The organism is Methanocaldococcus lauensis (genome assembly GCF_902827225.1).
Classification (GTDB): domain Archaea; phylum AGJL01; class Methanococci; order Methanococcales; family Methanocaldococcaceae; genus Methanocaldococcus; species Methanocaldococcus lauensis.
The window spans coordinates 1432042-1452798 of record NZ_LR792632.1 but is presented as its reverse complement, the minus strand read 5'-3'; the positions used below and the strand labels follow the sequence as shown (position 1 = coordinate 1452798).

At 31.4% G+C, this 20757-nt stretch carries 18 protein-coding genes; 2 read left to right on the top strand and 16 right to left on the bottom strand.

Annotated elements, in window-relative coordinates; genetic code table 11:
* Positions 1-98: 98 nt before the first annotated feature.
* From KMP69_RS07565 to fhcD, 3 genes are all read right to left on the bottom strand, one after another.
* On the bottom strand, positions 99-596 hold the full coding sequence (locus KMP69_RS07565) for a pyruvoyl-dependent arginine decarboxylase (protein ID WP_214399853.1): 498 nt from the start codon (positions 594-596) through the stop codon (positions 99-101).
* Positions 597-875: 279 nt separating this feature from the next.
* Positions 876-1550 carry a hypothetical protein gene (locus KMP69_RS07560; RefSeq protein ID WP_214399852.1) on the bottom strand — a complete coding sequence of 225 codons (675 nt, stop codon included), beginning with the start codon at positions 1548-1550 and terminating at the stop codon, positions 876-878.
* 172 nt (positions 1551-1722) lie between these two features.
* Entirely contained in the window at positions 1723-2628 is a 906-nt protein-coding gene (gene fhcD, locus KMP69_RS07555) for a formylmethanofuran--tetrahydromethanopterin N-formyltransferase (protein WP_214399851.1), read from the bottom strand.
* A gap of 227 nt (positions 2629-2855) precedes the next feature.
* On the opposite strand from fhcD, the gene KMP69_RS07550 reads away from it, so the two are divergent.
* Positions 2856-3149 (top strand): DUF211 domain-containing protein, encoded by a 294-nt coding sequence (locus KMP69_RS07550; RefSeq protein WP_214399850.1) that lies wholly within the window; start codon positions 2856-2858, stop codon positions 3147-3149.
* A 74-nt stretch (positions 3150-3223) separates the two neighbouring features.
* Entirely contained in the window at positions 3224-3868 is a 645-nt protein-coding gene (gene engB / locus KMP69_RS07545; RefSeq protein WP_214399849.1) for a GTP-binding protein EngB, read from the top strand.
* A 95-nt stretch (positions 3869-3963) separates the two neighbouring features.
* Here the strand turns inward: engB and rpsJ are convergent, their stop codons facing one another.
* From rpsJ to trpA, 13 genes are all read right to left on the bottom strand, one after another.
* Positions 3964-4269: a 30S ribosomal protein S10 gene (gene rpsJ, locus KMP69_RS07540; RefSeq protein WP_214399848.1), complete on the bottom strand. Its 306-nt coding sequence runs from the start codon at positions 4267-4269 to the stop codon at positions 3964-3966.
* Between the two features lie 80 nt (positions 4270-4349).
* Positions 4350-5636, bottom strand: coding sequence for a translation elongation factor EF-1 subunit alpha (gene tuf, locus KMP69_RS07535; RefSeq protein ID WP_214399847.1), 1287 nt, complete (start codon positions 5634-5636; stop codon positions 4350-4352).
* Between the two features lie 216 nt (positions 5637-5852).
* Positions 5853-8033 (bottom strand): elongation factor EF-2, encoded by a 2181-nt coding sequence (locus tag KMP69_RS07530; protein ID WP_214399846.1) that lies wholly within the window; start codon positions 8031-8033, stop codon positions 5853-5855.
* Positions 8034-8171: 138 nt separating this feature from the next.
* Complete coding sequence (gene rpsG / locus KMP69_RS07525) at positions 8172-8747, bottom strand: 30S ribosomal protein S7 (protein ID WP_214399845.1); 576 nt, start codon at positions 8745-8747, stop codon at positions 8172-8174.
* A gap of 42 nt (positions 8748-8789) precedes the next feature.
* Entirely contained in the window at positions 8790-9236 is a 447-nt protein-coding gene (locus tag KMP69_RS07520) for a 30S ribosomal protein S12 (protein WP_214399844.1), read from the bottom strand.
* An 89-nt stretch (positions 9237-9325) separates the two neighbouring features.
* The gene (locus KMP69_RS07515; protein WP_214399843.1) at positions 9326-9889 is read right to left on the bottom strand and encodes a NusA-like transcription termination signal-binding factor; all 564 of its coding nucleotides are present in this window, start codon (positions 9887-9889) and stop codon (positions 9326-9328) included.
* A complete protein-coding gene (locus tag KMP69_RS07510) occupies positions 9889-10221 on the bottom strand; it encodes a 50S ribosomal protein L30e (protein WP_214399842.1) in 333 nt (110 codons plus the stop codon). Before KMP69_RS07510 ends, KMP69_RS07515 begins: the two co-directional genes overlap by 1 nt.
* Positions 10222-10585: 364 nt before the next feature.
* Positions 10586-13090: a DNA-directed RNA polymerase subunit A'' gene (locus tag KMP69_RS07505; RefSeq protein WP_214399841.1), complete on the bottom strand. Its 2505-nt coding sequence runs from the start codon at positions 13088-13090 to the stop codon at positions 10586-10588.
* A gap of 87 nt (positions 13091-13177) precedes the next feature.
* Positions 13178-15847: a DNA-directed RNA polymerase subunit A' gene (locus tag KMP69_RS07500; protein WP_214399840.1), complete on the bottom strand. Its 2670-nt coding sequence runs from the start codon at positions 15845-15847 to the stop codon at positions 13178-13180.
* 126 nt (positions 15848-15973) lie between these two features.
* Complete coding sequence (gene rpoB / locus KMP69_RS07495; protein ID WP_394357596.1) at positions 15974-17878, bottom strand: DNA-directed RNA polymerase subunit B; 1905 nt, start codon at positions 17876-17878, stop codon at positions 15974-15976.
* Between the two features lie 101 nt (positions 17879-17979).
* On the bottom strand, positions 17980-19476 hold the full coding sequence (locus KMP69_RS07490; protein WP_214399838.1) for a DNA-directed RNA polymerase subunit B'': 1497 nt from the start codon (positions 19474-19476) through the stop codon (positions 17980-17982).
* Between the two features lie 13 nt (positions 19477-19489).
* Positions 19490-19726 (bottom strand): DNA-directed RNA polymerase subunit H, encoded by a 237-nt coding sequence (locus KMP69_RS07485; RefSeq protein ID WP_214400802.1) that lies wholly within the window; start codon positions 19724-19726, stop codon positions 19490-19492.
* A gap of 159 nt (positions 19727-19885) precedes the next feature.
* Positions 19886-20740 carry a tryptophan synthase subunit alpha gene (trpA, locus tag KMP69_RS07480; protein ID WP_214399837.1) on the bottom strand — a complete coding sequence of 285 codons (855 nt, stop codon included), beginning with the start codon at positions 20738-20740 and terminating at the stop codon, positions 19886-19888.
* Positions 20741-20757 lie beyond the last annotated feature (17 nt).

The window sequence follows — 20757 nt, the reverse complement described above, 5'->3', positions numbered from 1 at the left end:
CATAATGATTCTTTAAATTATCTTTTTTAATAAATTTAATAATTAATTATTAATTTTAGTAAATTTCTTTAAATTTAAAGGACAATTTTAAATTTTAATTATTTATACCATAATGCTGCTGCTGCAAAAGCACATCCTAATTTTTCAACTGTGTGTTCAACTGCAATAGATTCAATTCTCTCTAATTCCCAGTTTCTCATTTCGAAACCTATTTTTGCCATTTCTTTAACAGTTTTTTCTGCCTCTTTTTTTGAACATTTCCCTTCGAATTCCATTATTAGGCCACATAGGTTTTTATCTTTTGGAATAGCAACACTAACAGCCGCTGAAATAGTCTCTCCTGGGACGTCACTAATAATATAACCATAGGCTGTAGGAACTAAGGCTCCCATTGGTAGTTTAGGTAAAGGAACTATTTCAGCATTTGGAGGCATTATACTGCTTATTCTAATTAAATTCACATTCCCAATTCCAGCATTTAATAAAGCTCCGTCAAAAGCATTTAATGGTGTTTCACCCTCGCTACTACCTGCAACCAAAGAAACTGTATTTGGAAGTTTAAAATATGCATTTAAAGGATTTATCTCGCCAACCATTCGATGCACCTCCAAGAATAAAAATTTTTCTCAATTTATAAACGATTATATATAATTGACATAAGATTTTTTAGTGTAAATAAGGATTACTCATATATAAACTCTTCGGTGTAAAAATAAACTGAAAATTTTTAATATTTTGTGTAAAAAAATCGTAAATTATGCCTTATTTTTAATTAAATTTAAAAAATTTGTAAAAAAAAATAATTTTAAGGTTATATTTTAAAGTTACATTAAGTGTATATATATCAATGTTCAATTACTAAAATATATTTAAATTTAAACTAAAAACTCTTTTTCCCTTAATATATTTTCTACTGTCTTTCCTAAATAATCGTCCTTAGAAACTACTCCATAAGGATAAACATAAACTTTATCTTCAATGTTTATTCTTGGATACTCTGGCTCAATAGTTACTTCCTCTAATAGGCATCTTTTTAAATAGTTTGCTGTTTTTGTAAGATTCATTAACTTTGGAGGTTTGTATGGAGGATTATTTTTTAAAAAAGTCCATTTAGTTCCATAATAAACAATGTAATCTGGGTTAAATAATAAAACTACATCTCCATGTATCTCTAAAACTAAAGTCCATGAAAAAACTCCTCTTGTAAATCCTAATAATCTTCCTAAATAAGATGTTTTTGGAGATTCATAATAAACTTTTACAGTTCTACCAACAATTCTTGATAATGCTTCCTTAATATGTACATTTTTTGGATTTGTAGGGAGGGAGGTTTTAGGAATAACATTTATTGGAACACAGTTTAATGGCCTTACCATATGCAAAGCTAAAAGAGGATAAAAATAGATATGATCTTTTTTATTTTTCATTACAATTCCTTCTAATGGCCCACTAAAATCAGCCTTTAAAACCTTCCCTCTATATGTATTAAAAGATTTATTTAATGTAAATTCACCAATCATTTCTTTTCTTAATGTATATTTTGGTCTCAAACCAAAAACCTCCTATGGTTTTATTTATTTTTATATATTTTATGGTTATTTTTTATAAATTTAATTATTATTTAATTTTTTCATTTAAATTAATATCTCATATAATATTTTTAAATTTTTGTTATTTATAAAATATTTATGTCAAAAAAGATATTAAAAAAGAAAAATATAATTACTCAAATAATTCATGTAATTTTATTTGGTATTTTCCTAATTTACCTCCATAATTCCCAGCAGTAATTTTTTTAACTCCTGGAACTCTTGTAGCTGCTAATATACCTTGTTTCATAGCCTCTTTTACTGATTCTTCATCAATACCATCAATAACTATTTCATAAACACCATTTACATCTTCAGGAATCTCTGAATCTTCTACAACATTTTTTAATGTTGGACACATTTTGTGGTTTGTTGTAGCTACCATAAATTTATACTTTGGATTACTTGCACCCACCTTACTTCCTGAAGCTACAACTCCTCCAGGGAATGGAGTTATAACTCCCTCAACTGATGAAATAGCATTTACTGCGGCTTCAGCTGCTATTAATGCAGTAGCGTTAGTGTCAGCCATTATAAAGAAGTTCCCTCCAGCCACTCCTTTTTTAATACCAAATTTAGCTTCTGTTATAAATTCTCCTCCCATAATTGGTATTCTATATACTTTTCTACCATACAACTCATCCTTCTTCTCATAACCATCTCCGAAAAACTTTAACTTAAATCCTACTTTTAACTGTTCTTCAGCCATGTCACCCATAGCGTCAAAAATAGCTGTTGTTGGGCATGTTAAAACACACTGTCCTAATCTTTCTAACATTTGGTGTTCTAATTCTGATTTTTTAGGATGGCAGATTTGTATTATAAATCCAGGTCTTCCATCTGGAGTTTTTGATGGAGGAACATATTTTTCAATTCCAGCTTCTGCTGGACACATAATAACTGAACAACCAAAACCAGTAGCCTCTGTAGCGGCAATTTTTGCCCACTTTTTAGTAGATGCTGTTATTAAAACTCTTGATACCCATATTGGAAAAGCTTCTGCAAATGTATCTTCAATATATACTCCATTTATTTCCATGCTATCCCTCCAACATATATATGTTATATGTGAAATGTTAATCTATTTTTTATTAATAACAATAAGTAATTTAACTTAGGGATTATTAATACCTTATCATTTATTTTTTAATAATTTATGTATTAAAAAATATGAACATATTGACAATTTATCAATAATTTTAAATAACCTAATTGTAACTATAGTTAATTTAGAAAAATTAAAAATAATATTTTAGAGGGATAGATTTGAACGGAATTAGGAGAATAGTATTAGATATACTAAAGCCACACGAACCAAAAATAACAGAGATGGCTTTACAATTAACATCTCTCCCTAATATAGATGGGGTAAATATTACAGTTTATGAAATAGACAAAGAAACTGAAAATGTTAAAGTAACAATTGAAGGAAATAATTTAGATTTTGATGAAATTCAGGAAATTATTGAAAGATTAGGAGGAACAATACATAGTATAGATGAAGTTGTTGCTGGTAAAAAAATTATTGAAGAAGTTAAAACTCCTCAAGATAGATATTAATATTTTTTATTTTTGCTCTCTTTTTGTTTGATATACTTATTTTAAAAATATTATAATTTATGAAAGGGATATCTATGAATGACTTTTTTGAAAAATACAAAAATTTAAAAGAAAAATATGAAAAAAAGAAAAAACCAAAGGTTATAGTTGTGGGTAGAAGTAATGTAGGAAAATCGACTTTTGTTCGATTAATTACTGGTAGAAAAGATGTTAAAGTAGGAAAAAAGCCAGGAGTAACATTAAAAATTAATGAGTATGATATGGGAGATTATATATTGGTTGATATGCCTGGATTTGGGTATATGGCAGGAGTTCCAAAAAAAGTTCAAGAAGCTATTAAAGATAAGATAGTTCATTACATAGAAAATCATGCTGATGAAATAGCTGCAGCAGTTCAAATAATAGATACAAAACCATTCATTGAAATAGTGGAAAGATGGAATAAAAAAGGGGAGATTCCAATTGATTTAGAGATGTTTGATTTTATAACCGACTTAAAAATAAGTCCTATTCTTGTAGCTAATAAAATGGATAAAATAAAAAAAGATAAGTGGGATGAAGTTTTAGATAATATTTGTGAGTATTTAAAATGCCAGCCTCCATGGCATCAGTGGAAATTTATAGTCCCAGCAATATTAAAAAAAGGAATAGGTATTGAGGAGATAAAAAAGAAAATTAATGAAAGAGTAAGATTGTATAAAAGACTTCATGGAAAATAAAAAAATAGAAAAGTCGTTGCAATCCTCACTTTTCAGATTGCAACGCAAAATAACTTATGAAGATTTTACAATTTAAAAAAACAGCATCTCAATATTTATCTAAATTGTATCTCTATTTGAACATTATCTGGAATTTTTATTTTCATAATATGTCTTAAGGCTCTTTCATCTGCATCAATGTCAATCAATCTCTTATGAATTTTCATTGTCCATCTGTCAAATGTTGATGAACCTTCTCCATCTGGACTCTTTCTTGTAACAACTTTTAATACCTTTGTAGGTAATGGAATTGGTCCTGAAATATCTACTCCAGTCTTTTCAGCAATTTCTTTTATTTGTCTACAAATTTCATCTAAAATTACATGATCTGTACTTGATAACTTAATTCTTGCTCTTTGCATACTCCTCCCTCTCAACCTTTTTAAAAATATAAAAAAATATAGAAATGGATTTAAAAAATTAATTAAAAATTAAAGAAGATTTATTTGTTTTTAGCTTTGACATCAATTGCCATACCTGCAGCGATTGTCATACCCATATCTCTAATAGCGAATCTACCTAACTGTGGAATTTCTCTGACATTTTCAATAACCATTGGTTTTGTTGGTTTAATTCTAACAACTGCTGCATCACCTGTCTTTAAGAACTGTGGATTTTCTTCAATAACTTGTCCAGTTCTTGGATCTAATTTCTTCAATAACTCAACGAATGTACATGCAACTTGTGCTGTGTGTGCGTGGAAGACAGGTGTGTAACCAACAGTAATTGCAGTTGGGTGCTGTAAGACAACGATTTGAGCTGTGAATTCTTCAGCAACTGTTGGTGGATTGTCTGGGTGTCCACAAACGTCTCCTCTCTTAATATCTTTCTTACTAACTCCTCTAACGTTAAATCCAATGTTGTCTCCAGGTTCTGCTTGTGGAATTTGCTCGTGGTGCATTTCAATTGACTTAACTTCTCCCTGAACACCAGCTGGTTCGAATACAACTTTATCTCCTGGTCTTAAGATACCAGTTTCTACTCTTCCAACTGGAACAGTTCCTACTCCAGTAATTGAATAGACATCTTGAATTGGAATTCTTAATGGCAAGTTGACTGGTTTTTCTGGTGGTTGGAACTTGTCTAATGCTTCAACTAATGTTGGACCTTTATACCATGGCATGTTTTCTGATCTTTTAACAACGTTGTCTCCTTTCAATGAAGCTGTTGGAATAAAGTCAATTTGGTCTGGGTTGTAACCTAAGACTTTTAATAATTGCTCTGATAACATTTTTTTCATTTTTTCGTATTCTTCTTGACTGTAATTAACAGTATCCATTTTGTTAATTGCCACTGCAATTTGTTTTATACCTAATGTTCTTGCTAAGAACATGTGTTCTCTTGTTTGTGGTTGAATTCCAGTCTTAGCATCGTTAACATCAACGACTAAAACTGCTGCATCAGCTTGTGAAGCTCCTGTAATCATATTTTTAATGAAGTCTCTGTGACCTGGACAATCGACGATTGTAATTTCATATTTTTTAGTTTCGAATTTTTTGTGAGCTACATCAATTGTAACTCCTCTTTCTCTTTCTTCTTTTAAGTTGTCCATAACATAAGCAAACTCGAATCCTGCCTTACCTCTCTCCTGAGCTTCTCTTTTCAATTTTTCTAATAACTGAGGGTCAATTGCACCACTGTCGTATAATAATCTTCCAACAGTTGTTGACTTACCTGCATCAACGTGTCCAATAAATGCTACGTTTAGTACTGGTTTTTGCTTTGCCATATTACATCACCAATTTTTACTTTTATTTTTTATTATATTGCCAAAATGGTGTTAAGTTTAACTTAACAAAGTTGGAATAAGAATACACAATTTGTGTGGTTTGTGGTGATATAAATATTAGTTAAGGGGTATATATATCTTTTGGTTACTATGATAAAATTTTAAAAATAATAGGGAATGTTAAAATTGAGAAATATTTAAGAAAACACGTAAGAATTACTCCATTTTAAGCCCTTTTCTTTCTCTAATCTGTCTAATTAATTGTTCTTGCATTTCTCTTGGGACTCTCTCATATCCAGCAAACTCTATACTCCAAAGACATCTTCCTTGAGTAGCTCCTCTAATAGCCCCTGCAAATCCAAACATCTCTGCAACTGGACACTTAGCTTTAATTATTGTCATATCTCCTTCCTGCTCCATATCTAATATCTGTCCTCTTCTATTGCTAATTTCTCTCATTGCAGCTCCCATATAGTCCTGTGGAGTGTTAATATATACATATTGCATTGGCTCTAACAATACTGGATTTGCTTGCATCATTGCATCTCTAATACCAAATCTTGCCGCTGGAATCATTTGTGCTGGACCTCTGTGGATTGCATCCTCGTGTAATACTGCATCTATTAACTTAACTTTGACTCCTTGACATTTCTCAGCAGCTAATGGTCCATTTCTCATAGCCTCTTTGAATCCTTGAATAATTAATTCTTTAACTTCATCTAAATGAACAATACCTCTTGTCATATTTACTAAGACATTACCTTCGTAGATGCACATTACTCTCTTAGCCTCTTCTGGATCCATTCCAGCCTTGATTAACTCTTGGACAATTTTATCATCTAACTTTCTCTTGGTATCTACATCTGGTATTTTACCTTCTTTATATGCTTGTAATACACCCTCCTCTAATGGCTCAACTACGAAGTATAGTTTGTTATGCTTGTTTGGAGATTTACTCTCAACTATTGGTGATTTTCCTGTTACTGTTTCTCTATAAACAACTATTGGTTGTCCAACTTCAACTGGAATTCCTGCATCTCTTTCAATTTTAAGCTTTGTTATAATTTCAATGTGTAACTCTCCCATTCCACTTAATAAGTGTTCTCCAGTTTCTTCATTAATCTCTACTCTGACAGTTGGGTCTTCTCTTGCTACCTGTCTTAAAACTTCAATTAATTTTGGCAAATCTTTTGTGTTCTTTGCTTCAATTGCTACTGTAATAACTGGCTCACTTATGTGAGTTATTGCTTCGAATGGCTCTATAATTTTATCTGGAGAACAGATTGTTTCTCCTGCTGATGCCTCCTTTAAACCAACTAATGCACAGATGTTTCCTGCTGATATACTTTCAACTGGAATTCTCTCTGGACCCATAAAGACAGAAACTTGCTGAATCTTTGCCTTCTGCTGGCTATTTACCATATATACTTCGTCTCCCTGTCTGACTCTACCACTGAATAATCTACAAACAGAAACTGCCCCTGCGTGTTTATCTACGATAATTTTGGTAATTACCCCTGCTAATGGACCATTTGGATCACAGTTAAGCATTGCCTTACCAACATCTGAATTTAAGTCTCCTTTCCATAGGTGTGGAATTCTATACTTCTGAGCCTCTGGTGGGCTTGGTAAGTGTTTAATAACCATATCTAAAACAACTTCGTGTAATGGAGCTTTTTCAGCCAATTCTTCTTGTTTGTCTTCTTCACAATATTTAATTATGTCTTTAAAGGTTATTCCACTCTTTTTCATAAATGGTACTGAAATTGCCCAGTTATTGTAAGCTGAACCAAATGCAACACTACCGTCTTCAACTCTTACTAACCACTTATCCTTGAATTCCTCAGGAGCCATCTTCTTAATTAGGTTGTTAATGTCATTGATAATCTTAATAAATCTATTTTGTAATTCTTCAGGAGTTAATTTTAATTCGTTAATCAATCTATCTACTTTGTTGATAAAGAGGACTGGCTTAACTCTCTCTCTTAATGCCTGTCTTAATACTGTCTCTGTTTGAGGCATTACTCCTTCAACTGCACAAACTACGACAATAGCTCCGTCAATAGCTCTCATAGCTCTTGTAACATCTCCACCAAAATCAACGTGTCCTGGAGTATCAATTAAGTTAATTAAATACTCTTTTCCTTCGTAAGTATGGACCATTGAAACGTTTGCCGCGAATATTGTAATTCCTCTTTGAGCCTCTTCTTCATCAAAGTCTAATGCCAACTGTTCCCCCGCCAATTCTTTTGAAATCATCCCTGCTCCAGCCAATAAGTTATCTGACAATGTAGTTTTACCATGGTCAATGTGAGCACAGATTCCAATGTTTCTAATTCTATCATACTTTTCCATCAATTCCTTAATTTTAGCAATCATTTTTGCTCTTTTTCCCATAATCCTTCACCTTATTAGTTGTTTTATTATTTTTGGCATTATCTGTCGGATTTAAATATTTTTTTAATAATATTATCTAAAAATAGTATAAAAAGGTTATTAGTGACAAAGACGTTGTGAATAAATTTATTAAAGGATTTATCTTGCAGATTGAGCAACTCTCTCTGTTTCTTCTTTCTTTCTAACTGCATAACTTTTCTGAATATCTCCTCTTGCCGCTGCAATAATTTCTTCAGCTAAAGCTTCTTCAATAGGTTTTTTACTTTTATGAGCAGCCATATAAGCCCCTAATGCAATGTTTCTTAAAGCAACATCAATTCTTCTCAATGAGGAACAATCAACTGACTGTAAATATACAATACCTCCATAGGAAATTCTTGTAGTATCTTCTCTTGGACCAGCGTTTTCTATAGCATCTACTAAAACTTGAATTGGATTTTGCTTAGTTCTTTTTTCAATAATTTCAAATGCTTCTTCAACAATTTTTAAAGCTTTTAATTTTTTACCAGTGTTTTCTTCTCTTCTCATAACTTTATTTACCAATCTTTCAACAATGTTCATTTTTGCTTTTTCAAACTGTCTTTTTGTGTATCTTCCAGCAGTATGTGGAACATAGATTGGTGTTAAATTTATATAGTTTCTTAAACCAGGGTCTCTAACTACTACATCCTTAGTGCTCCACTTTCCAAATATCTTAATTTCATCGAGTTCCAAGTTATCACCTCATTTAAAATAAAGTTTTTGATTTTATGGAATTTATCTTTTAATTTTCTCCTGTCTTCCTCTAACTAATTCCCTCAATGAGTTTCTACCAACCATTATAACTTTATACTTAACTCCTGGAATGTCCCCCTTAGCTCTTGGTCCTTTAGGACCACCAATACCTTCAATAATAACCTCATCGTGCTCATCAATGAAGTTTATTGCATGATTTCCTGGACAGAATGCAGTAACTACTCTTCCATTTTTAATTAATTGAACTCTAACACATTTTCTAATACCAGAGTTTGGCTGTTTTGCTTCTAAACCTACTTTTTCAATAACGATTCCTTTTGCCATTGGTGCTCCTTCTAATGGGTCATATTTTTCTTTTAACCTTAAAACTCTTCTAACATAGTTGTAATCGTGCCATCTACACCATTTTCTTTTTAACCTCAACTTTCTTCCAGCAAATTCTCCTCTTGGTGATTTACTTCCACTCATAATCTTCACCTTCTATATTCTTGATTATTATTGATTATATTGCATTAATTGCCATAATAATTTCAAACAGCATATACATATAAATATTTTTACTCATTAGTGGTTTCTTTTACATCCTGTTGAGCTTCAGCTTCTTGAGCAACCTTTGATTCTTTTTCAGCTTGTTCTTGCTGCTGCTCTTTAGTTACTGGTTTTCTTACTCCTTTTCTTTTAAATTTTTGATTTTCTACAATAACTTTTATTTTTGTAATTTTTGTGTGTCTTTTTAAAATCTTTAAAGCTCTTTCTAAGTTTTTACCTTTTTCTCCAAAAACCGCTCTTCTGACTTTTGGATTTATTTTGATAAAAGCAACAACATCCTTTCCAACTCTCTTAACCCATACATCCTCTAACTGTATTGGTGCAAATATATTTCTTATAAACTTTCTCCAATCGTTTGAGTATTCAATAATATCAACTTTCTTTCCAAATTTCTCTTCTGCTGTTTTAACATTCTCTCCTCCTTTCCCAATTGCCGCTCCAATATCACCCTCCTTTACAATAAAAGCAACTCTTTCATCATTTAATACACAGTCGATTATGGGAACATTAGCAATTTTTTCAAAAAATCCAATTTTCATAATTTCTTCTGTTGTTAATCTTACCTTAGCCATTATTCACCACCTTCCTTCTTCTCTACAAGCTCCATAATGTTTGAGAGCCCTTCATCTAAAACCAAAAGAGCAGCAACTGGGAAAGGTTTCCCACAAACTGCTCCCAGTTCCAATGATGTAATTTTGTGTTGGTAAACTGGGATGTTTGATAATTTAGCGTAGTACTTAACATCTTCTTCTAAATCCTTTGGAATGTTTCCTGCTATTACTACCAACTTACCTTCTCCGTGTTTAATGAATTTTATTGTTCTTTTTGAACCTAAAATTACTTTACCTGTATCTACTGCAGTTCTAATTGCTTTATTCACATCCATACTTTCCCTCCTTCTCATTTTTTTACTCCGGAGGGATTTCTTAGGACTTTCGCAAATTAAAATAGACATTGTATGCGAAAGTCCTAACCCCTACCGGTTATAACTAATAGAATTAATTTTTTAAAATATATCACTGTATGTTTTATAATGTTAGTTTTCGAATAATAGTTCCTCTATATTTATATACTTTTTGGAATAACAAATAATAGCAAATTGAAGAGTTAAACTATATAAAAGGTCAGAGAAGGGCGTGCTCATCATTTATTCAGCACATCGATGTCTCATCATCCCCAAATTTTATTTAAAAATTTAAAATAAAATAGTTTTAAAATAAGATTGATTTTGGGCTTATGAATAAAAATATATTTTTAGTATATATATTTTACTCTTCATTACTTTCATTATTTTTATACTTACCCTCTTCATAATCTCTATCAATCTCTAATTCTACACATCCAGTTCCAATATATATTGGTTTTCCTACAATAACATTTTCAATAACTCCCTTTAACTTATCAATTTCTCCCTTCTCTGCGGCAGAATATAGATGTTTGACTGTCTCCTCAAATGCCGCCCTTGCGAGGACAGAACCTTTTTCTCCAGCAACTCCGTGCCTACCTATTGGTTTAACAACACCATCAGCAGTCATAATGTCAGCCACTATCATTAAATGTCTTATATCTACTTCTAACCCTTGCTGTTCTAAGGTCTTTTTCATTTCGTTAATTATCGCATTTCTTGCTGCTTCAATACCTAAAACTTCTTGGATTTCGATTATATTGTTAGTTATGGTTCTACTCGTATCTACTCCTTCGATTTTAAAGACTTCTCTTAAATTTGAACCCTGAGTATATAAAACATATTCATCCCCTTCTTTTTTAACTAAAACTCTTTCAATTCCTGGGATTCCTTTTAATTGAATATTTTTAACTTTTGGTAACCTCTTTCTAAGTGCTTTTATTGAAGGAGTCTTTACCTTTAGATATAGTGTAGTTCCTTCAACATCAATCTTTACTTTTAATTTTTTCCTAATTGCCTCAATAACATCATCCAATGTTAGATTTCTCTCTGCTAATTTATTTTCGTCTAATTCAACTTTTATAGATTGAGTCCATAGATCAATACTTATACTATCGGCAATTCCTTCTAAGGTTATACTTTCAATATCTTTTGCAATCTCTTCCGCTTTTTCTCTATTATTCTTATACTCCTCTTTTAGATAGATTGTCATTATTGGAGTTGATGGCTCTTTCCTTGCATCGACAATTTCAATCATTCTTGGCAAACCTAATGTAACGTTAAGTTCTGCAACCCCTGCGTAGTGGAATGTTCTCATAGTGTTGTGAGTTATTATACAATCAAATGTCGTAAATGTTTCTAATCCCTCAACGCTTATGTCATAAACATACTCTTTATCATAATTTACTTCTTCAATTTTAACTATCTCATCCCAAATTACATCACTATCAACAGATTTTTTCAATAACCAATACTCCTTTAAAGTTGAAATATCCAATCCATTCTTTAATCCTAATTCCTTCATTCTATTTAAGTATCTTTGTAATGTATTTCTTTCAATTTCTTGCCTCTTTTCATATCTTTTTAATATTATTTTTGGAAATTCAACTTTTTCTCCTAATTTACTTAAAGCATTTCCGAATGATGGAATAATGTCTATTGATTTGTATTTCTTAGTTTTAGTTATTATATCTTTTAATTTTGCACTTTTTTGATTAATTGTTCCTATCTTATCAACAAATATTTTTAAATATTCACATGGAACTGTTAATGCATAATTTTCTTTTATTCTATTTTTTATTGTAAATACTCCAAATCTTGATAACAATATTGCCAATCCATCAATAAGTTCTTTTGAATTTGAGAATATCTTTAATTCCTTATTATCGATGATACTATTTACATCAAAGTATCCTCTAAGTAATCCTTTAACAAAATCTTTATTTGCTCCAAATACAAAGTCAGGGATTTTTTTGTAGTTATATCCAAAGTTTAATAATAATAACTTTATTAATGCTTGTGAATATATTTTAATATCTTTATTGTTTATTTCATACTTTAAATCAACATTATCTAAGAATAGTTTTATATTTTTTAAAATTTCCTCGTTAATGAAAGATATTTTAATAAATTCATCATATACTGAACCTTTTGCTAAATAAGTTCCTATAAAGTATCCAAAGTCGTAAGTTAATGATAATTCATTTGGAATGTCTAAACTATTATTATTTAAAATGTATTCAGAAACACATATTGTTTCAATACAGTTAGCGGGGATATATTTAACTACTGGAATTCTATCTCCAATCTTTAAGTCAGATCCTTTAATTGGGACTATTTTATTATCTCTTCTTACTACAAATGAATGGTAAGGAGTTGCTGTAATCTCTCTTCCAGATCTTGTTTTTATTTTAATTAATTTTCCATTATTTTTATGTCTAATACAGCTTATAATTCTCTTCCAATGCACTTTTTCATCTTGATCTAAACTTAAAGCATAAATCTCAATTGGTAAATCGCAAACCTCACTATTTCCAACTTTCTCAAATCCAAATTTTTCAATCATTTTATCCACTAATTTACCAATTTCAACAGCTTTTATAAATTCTCCATCTTTTATTATAATCTTCTCCTCATATGGCAAAGACATCTGAGTACCTGGCTCACCAATAGATTGAGCGGCAACAATTCCAACAGCTTCATAAGGTTCTATCAAAGCCTTTTTATATGCCTTAACAACTTCCTCAATGATTTCATCTATAATTTGATCGTCTAAATCTTCCTTAGATAACTTTTCAAATAACTCATCTTTTACTGACTTTGGTAAGTCTAAATTTTCAATTTTTTGTTTTAAAACTTCCATGTCCATTTGTATCACCTAATCAAAGTAAAATTAATTATAATGATTGATTAATTAAATTGTTGAAAATGTTAGAGAAACATAGCAAGGAAATAATTATTTATTGTATCTCATTTTAATTTTGTCTATAATTCTATCAATATTTACAGCTTTACCTCTATCAGCGAGCATTGGATCCACTCCATCCTCTCCATACTTAAATTGAATTATTATTCCTCTTGAATCTCTAACGACACCATCAAATTCAGTTTTTAAATCTTGTAAAGCATTAATTAATCTTCTCTGCATATAACCAGATTGAGCAGTTCTAACTGCCTGATCGACTAAACCTTCTCTACCTCCCATAGCGTGGAAGAAGAATTCTGTTGGACTTAAACCTTTTTTATAACTACTTCTAACGAATCCGTGAGATCTTGCATCTAAACTACCTTTTTCAAAGTGAGGCAGAACTCTTCCCCTATATCCTCTAAATATTCTTCTTCCTCTAACAGACTGCTGTCCTAAACAAGCCGCCATCTGTGTTATGTTTAATATATTACCTCTTGCTCCTGTAACAGCCATAATAACTGCGTGATTGTCCATCCCTAAATATCTCTCAGCTATTTGACCAGCTTTATCTCTTGCCTCTCTCAATACATTGTTTATATATGCCTCTCTTGATTCTTCCAAGTCTAATCCTGGCAATAGATCAAGTTCTCCTCTTTCATATTTTTCAATAATTTCTTTAACTTTTTTCTCTGCTTCATCTAATACTTTTTCAATTTCTTTTAAGGCATCTTCTGGTAGATCTTCATCATTAATACCTGTTGAAAATCCTCTTAACATTATTGCTCTTATAGCCATCTTTGTTGTAGAGTCAAGGAACTTTCTTCCAGCCTCTGGGCCAAATTCTTTAACTATTGTATGCAATATCAACCCAGCCTCTGCTCCGTAACCGTTTTTGTCGATAACTCCTTTAACTAACTCACCATCTTTTATAACAACATATGCATCATATTCACAGTTTTCTTTTTTACAGACATCACATTTTCTACATATTTTTGCTTTGTATCTTAAATTCAAACCCTTTGGTAGTGCTTTACTGAATATCTTTTTACCGGAGTATAGTGGAACTCCATTTTCTATTTTATCTGGCTCCCACAACTCCTCCTTTATTCCCCCACTTCTTAGTATTAAAGTAGCCTCATCTTTCGTAAAGTAATTTGAAGTTAAAATATAAGCTCCTGAGATAAAATCATGTATTGCTCCAATTATTGGCCCTCCAAATCTTGGAGAAAGTATATGTTTTTCTACAAGCATTAAACTCTCTGCTTCAGCTCTACTTTCCTCAGACTGAGGAACATGTAGGTTCATTTCATCTCCATCAAAGTCAGCGTTATATGGAGGACAGACACATAAATTATGTCTAAATGTTCTATATGGAAGGACTCTAACTTTATGCCCCATTATAGACATTCTGTGTAATGATGGCTGTCTGTTGTATAATACAATATCTCCATCCATTAAGTGTCTTTCAACTATATCTCCTTCTCGTATATTTTCTATCCAGAAATCTTTATTACTCTCAGTTATTTTAACTTTAAATTCATGCTCTTTTCCATCCTTACCAATCATTTTCCTAATTACATAATTAACTCCTGGATGCTTATTAGGTCCATTTTTCAACAACTTTTTAATTTTTTCAATATTAAACTTAGTAACTTTCTCTGGAACAGTTAATTCCTTAGCAATAACCTCTGGAACACCAACTTCGTTGATACTTAAACATGGATCTGGAGAAATTACAGTTCTCGCTGAGAAATTAACTCTCTTACCTGCTAAATTATATCTAAATCTTCCTTCTTTACCTTTTAATCTCTGAGCTAAAGTTTTCAAAGGTCTTCCACTTCTATGCTTAGCAGGAGGAATTCCTGGGGCTTCATTATCGAAGTATGTATTAATATGATACTGTAAGAGATTCCATAAATCTTCAATAATTAAATTAGGGGCCCCTCCTTCGATATTTTCTTCTAATCTGTTGTTAATTCTAATGATATCAACTAATTTATGCGTTAAGTCATCCTCACTTCTTTCTCCAGTTTCTAAGGTTATTGATGGTCTAACAGTTACAGGTGGAACTGGAAGGACAGTTAAAACCATCCATTCAGGCCTTGTAGTTTCTGGATTTAATCCTAACAATATACAATCTTCATCTGGGATTTTTTCTAAGATTTCTCTAACATCTGATGGAGTTAAAACTTTTTCTTCTTTATCCTCAATCCTATAGTAAGTAGTAGGTTTTTCATATTTTATCTCATATTTAACTTCTCCACAGTATGGACAAATTGTAACCTTTGAAGCCTCCTTATAAACTTCATCACAAACTTCCCACTTATTTCCACCATCTCTCTCCAATTTTTCCATTTTTTCTAAGAATTCTCTTCTTTTATTTTCTGGAATTGCTACTCTACCACAGTGAGGACATACAGCCTTTAATATATTATATATGGTTTTAGCAAATCCTATGTGAATTACTGGCTTAGCCAACTCTATATGTCCAAAATGTCCAGGACATTCTCCAATTCTTCCTCCACAAGTTTTACAAACTAAACCGGGATCGATAACTCCTAATCTTGGATCCATTAATCCCCCTTCAATTGGATAACCATCTTCATCGTATGTATCTGGGGTTATTATTTTAGCAACTGACATTTGCCTTATGTAATCTGGAGACAATAATCCAAACATTATTTCTCCGAGTTCCTTTGGAATTTCATATTTTTCCATGACAATCACCGAGATAAATGTGATTTTATTTTTAGATTAATTTAAACTAATTTTTAAATTATTTTAAATTTTTTATGATTAAAAAGATTAATAAAATGTGTAAATTAGTTAAAAAATCCATATCTTTTACTCTTTTTGGTTTTCTTTTTCTATTCTTTCAATAAATTCTTTAAAATCCTCTAATTCAACTTTATCTTTAATTCTTAACTTTGGAAGGACACACATACTCTTTAATTCATCTAACAATAACTTGAATGCATAAGGAATTCTAACAAATGGAATTTTCTTAGAGTGATATAGATCTTCAATTTCACCACATATTGGACAGTATTTTATTCCTCTTCTATAGTCCAATATTGCAAAATCTCCACATTTTGAACATACACAAACATCGTAAGGATCTGATTCATCCATAAGTCTCTCTTTAAGTAACATAGCAGTTCCATGCCCTATTAAAACATCTCTTTCCATCTCTCCAAATCTTAAACCTCCCTCTCTTGCTCTACCTTCTGTTGGCTGTCTTGTTAATACTTGAACAGGTCCTCTACTTCTTGCGTGTATTTTTCCAGCTACTAAGTGGTGTAATTTTTGATAGTATGCTATTCCAATGTAAATTTCTACTTCAAATTTTTTTCCAGTTTTTCCATCATACATTACTTCTCTCCCATGATTTTTAAATCCTAAAGCCTCTAAAGCCTTTCTTAAATCCCACTCTTCCTCTCCACTGAATATTGTACCATCTATCCTTCTTCCCTCTAAAGCCCCTACTTTACCTCCAAGCATCTCTAATAACTGCCCAACAGTCATTCTTGAAGGAATTGCGTGCGGATTAATTATAATGTCTGGAACTATCCCACTTTCTGTAAATGGTAAATCTTCCTGTGGAACTGTCAAACCCATAACTCCTTTCTGTCCATGTCTTGAAGCAAACTTATCTCCAAGTTCAGGAATTCTTAAATCTCTAACTTTAACTTTAACAAGTCTATTTCCTTCTTTAGTTTCAGTTAATATTACTTTATCAACATAACCCTCTTCTCCATGTCTTACAACTACTGAAGAATCTCTTCTCTGTGGTTTTACTTGAATGGAAATTTCATGCTCTTCTAAGAATCTTGGTGGTGAAGTTTTTCCAACAATTACTTCTCCACTTTTTACATGAGATTCTACAGCGGCAATACCATCCTCTTCTAAGTTTTTATAAGCTTCCTCTGATCTGTAACCTCTAACATTTGAGTCAGGAATTTCGATTTTATCCATCTGCCCTCCTGGATACCTCCTTTCACATGCATCATAAGTTCTGAAAAATGTACTTCTTCCTAACCCTCTGTCAATCGCTGACTTATTAAATACTATAGCATCCTCCATGTTGTATCCTTCGTAACTCATAATAGCTACAACGAAATTTTGCCCTGCTGGTCTTTTGTCAAATCCTAAAATCTCCTGATGTTTTGTTCTAACAATTGGCACCTGTGGATAGTGAAGATAATGCCCTCTTGTATCTAATCTCCATTTTATATTACTCATTGGAATACCTAATGACTGCTTACCCATTGCTGCAGCCATTGTAATTCTTGGAGCGGCATTATGCTCAGGATATGGAGCAACTCCTGCCCCAATTCCCAATATTGTCAGAGGATCGATCTCTAAGTGAGTGTGTTTTTCAGTTAATTCATCTTCAGACATTGCTATATATGCATTTTCTTCTTCTTCAGCATCTAAATATTCAATAACTCCTTCTTTAACCAAATCTGAAAATGTAATTTCTCCTTTTCTTAATTTTTCAATATGTTCCTTTGTTAATTTTGGTTTTCCATTTTCTACAACTATTAGAGGTCTTACAATTCTTCCAGCATCCGTGTTTATATAGATATCATTATTTTCTTCATAATAAACAACAGTAGTATATTGTGGAACTAACCCCTTTCTTCGAGCCTCTCTAATACTATTAACCAACTCTTCTGGCTTGTCAGTAGTTCCTACCAACTTTCCATTAACATAAATATTAACATCTCTGGAAGCCAAGTTTTTCACCTAAGTTATATTATTATTTGCTTAAATTTTAATTCTAAGTAATAACTCCAAATTTAATAAAATATTTGAATGGAAAAATTAAAGAGATAAAAAGAACTGATTTATTCACTGTATTGACACTTAATTCCGAAGGATTTTAACAGTTCTATAATTTTGCTGTCATCTTCTTCTCTTGTTACTTTACACATTATAGCAAAGTTTTTAACTAAACCACAGTTTGGCCCTTCTGGAGTTTCTGATGGACAAATTTTACCCCAGTGAGTTCCATGTAATTCCCTTGCCTCAAAGTGAGGTTGTGATCTTGACAGTGGAGAGACAATTCTTCTTAATTGAGAATTTGTTGCTAAGTAACTTGTCCTATCTAAGAGTTGGCTAACCCCAGTTTTTCCTCCAACCCAGGTTCCAGTAGCCATGGCATGGACAATTCTTTCAGTTAATATATCACTTCTTACAGCAGCTTGAATTGAAGGCTTCTTGTTTCTCAATGTTTGTCTCTCTAATTGATACTTTATATCCTTAACAAGTTGATTAAAGGCATATCTAAACAGATCTTCCATTAAATCTCCTGCTAACTTTGCTCTTTTATATGCATAATGGTCTTTATCATCCTCTACTCTATATCCAAAGTATAATTCTAAAGCTGATCTTGCCATAATTCCTAAGAATCTAATTTTCTTTGGAAAATCTTCCTTGGAAACTCCTAAATGAGGGAGTAAATAATTACATAAAACAGTTTCTGCTCTTTTTAATCTATACTCTTTTAACTGTCCAGGAGCAACCTTTTTTCCAATAAACTCTAAAGCATCTTTAGAGGTATTTATATTATACTCTTCTCTAATTTCTTGAATATTTAGAACGAGTTCCATGAAAAATCTTTCATCACCAACTGCCTCAATAATATCCCTATCAGACTCTGCTCCTAATGCTTTCATCAATATAACTAATGGTATCTGCCCTGGCAAACCTGGAAATGTAGCGTATAATAAACCATCTGGATGTCTCTCGACAGTACATAATGCCCTAAAACCATGTCTTGTTGAGAAAACTTTAGCAACATCAATAAGTTTTCCACTTTTCTCTGATTTTTCACATAATATTCTATTTGGAATTAAATCTTCCTGAGTAATTAAAACTTTTTCAGTACCGTTAATAATAAAGTATCCAAAAGGGTCCTCTGGATCTTCTCCTAACTCTATAAGCTCCTCTCGAGATTTTCCATATAAATGACATATTTTAGATCCAAGCATTACTGGAAGTTCTCCAATATAAACCTCAACAGTCTCTTCCTCTTTCTCATTTTCTCCTTCTCCAATAATTGGAGTCATTTCTAAGTATAGTGGAACTGAGTATGTCAAATCTCTAGTCCTGGCTTCCATTGGGGTTGTAGGTCTTATAGAACCATCTGCCTCTTTAATTACTGGTTTTCCAATCCTAATTTTACCTAATTTAACCTTATACCCTCCAGGAATTTCAGTTTCTATATAACCAACTTCATTAATAATCTTTTGTAATCTATTTTCTACAAAATCGTTATAGGATTCTATTTGATGCTCAATTAAACTATGTTCTTTAAAATAGGCATCTACTAATTCTCTCATAATTGCCACCTATTTAAACAATCCTTTTAATAACCAATCTATATGCTATAGAGACCCCAGCAGTAGGACTTTTTCTAATTATTCTAACTACATCTCCTTCTTTAGCACCAATTTCTTGAATAACAGGATCGTCCTCATAAATTTTAGGTAATTGTTGAATTTTAATATTATATCTCTTTAAAATCTCTTCAACTTCTTCTTTTGGAACTATTTCATGCTTTGGAACTAATACATGCTCTGTTACTCTCAAGGTCATTCCTCCCTTAAAGTTTTATATATGAAATCTATAAAAGTAATTAATAATAGAATAAAATAGCGACTTAATAAAATAATTATGATGCATCTTTGAAAATATTCCCTTCTAATATTTATTTTTTACTTTCATTAGAAAATGCAGATATTTTTTTACTTAAATATTTTTAATAACTGTTTTTTCCTTTGCTTTAGATTTTATTTTAGTTCCCTTCTTTAAATGTTTAACGAACTCTTCTAACTCTTTTAAAAATTCATTCTCATCCTTAATTTTTCCATTTTCATCCACATACTTCTCTACAATTTTAACGATCGCACTTCCAACAATTGCTCCATCAGCTATTTTACAGATCTCTTCAACATGCTCTCTCTTTGAAATACCAAATCCTACACAAACTGGAATTTTTGAATACTTTTTAACTCTTTTAATTAATTCTTTAGTTTCTTCAGATATTTTTTCTCTTGCTCCAGTAGTTCCAGTTACTGAAACAACATATACAAATCCACTGCACTTCTCTAAGATTTTCTTTAATCTATCATCTGGAGTTGTTGGTGCAACCAAAAATATTAAATCAACCTCATACTTTTTACAGTAATTGTATAAGCTATCTGCCTCTTCAATAGGTAAATCTGGCACTATAATTCCTGAAATTTCAGATTCTTTACATCTTTTAACAAAATTTTCCTCACCCATTTTAAATATAATGTTATAGTAAGTTAAAAATACCTTTGGAACATTTGGAAACTTCTCATTCAATTTTTTAGCTAATTCAAATGCTTTTAAAGGATTCATCCCACTGTTTAAAGCTCTAACATCTGCTTTTTGTATTGTAATTCCATCTGCAACAGGATCAGAAAATGGTATTCCTATCTCAACAATATCTGCATGCTTACATATAACACTTAAAGCCTTTTCTGAAATCTCTAAGTTTGGATCTCCTCCAACATAAAACGCTATAAATGCTTTCTCTCCTTTATTTTTTAATTCCTCAAATTTCTCTGATATTTTCATAATATTTCCCTCAAAAA

Bases quoted from the DNA above. Each gene is read 5' to 3' on its own strand.
- KMP69_RS07565 (WP_214399853.1), bottom strand. From the start codon at position 596: ATGGTTGGCGAGATAAATCCTTTAAATGCATATTTTAAACTTCCAAAT.
- fhcD (WP_214399851.1), bottom strand. From the start codon at position 2,628: ATGGAAATAAATGGAGTATATATTGAAGATACATTTGCAGAAGCTTTT.
- engB (WP_214399849.1), top strand. From the start codon at position 3,224: ATGAATGACTTTTTTGAAAAATACAAAAATTTAAAAGAAAAATATGAA.
- rpsJ (WP_214399848.1), bottom strand. From the start codon at position 4,269: ATGCAAAGAGCAAGAATTAAGTTATCAAGTACAGATCATGTAATTTTA.
- tuf (WP_214399847.1), bottom strand. From the start codon at position 5,636: ATGGCAAAGCAAAAACCAGTACTAAACGTAGCATTTATTGGACACGTT.
- KMP69_RS07530 (WP_214399846.1), bottom strand. From the start codon at position 8,033: ATGGGAAAAAGAGCAAAAATGATTGCTAAAATTAAGGAATTGATGGAA.
- KMP69_RS07520 (WP_214399844.1), bottom strand. From the start codon at position 9,236: ATGAGTGGAAGTAAATCACCAAGAGGAGAATTTGCTGGAAGAAAGTTG.
- KMP69_RS07515 (WP_214399843.1), bottom strand. From the start codon at position 9,889: ATGGCTAAGGTAAGATTAACAACAGAAGAAATTATGAAAATTGGATTT.
- KMP69_RS07510 (WP_214399842.1), bottom strand. From the start codon at position 10,221: ATGAGAAGGAGGGAAAGTATGGATGTGAATAAAGCAATTAGAACTGCA.
- KMP69_RS07505 (WP_214399841.1), bottom strand. From the start codon at position 13,090: ATGGACATGGAAGTTTTAAAACAAAAAATTGAAAATTTAGACTTACCA.
- KMP69_RS07500 (WP_214399840.1), bottom strand. From the start codon at position 15,847: ATGGAAAAATATGAAATTCCAAAGGAACTCGGAGAAATAATGTTTGGA.
- KMP69_RS07490 (WP_214399838.1), bottom strand. From the start codon at position 19,476: ATGAGAGAATTAGTAGATGCCTATTTTAAAGAACATAGTTTAATTGAG.
- trpA (WP_214399837.1), bottom strand. From the start codon at position 20,740: ATGAAAATATCAGAGAAATTTGAGGAATTAAAAAATAAAGGAGAGAAA.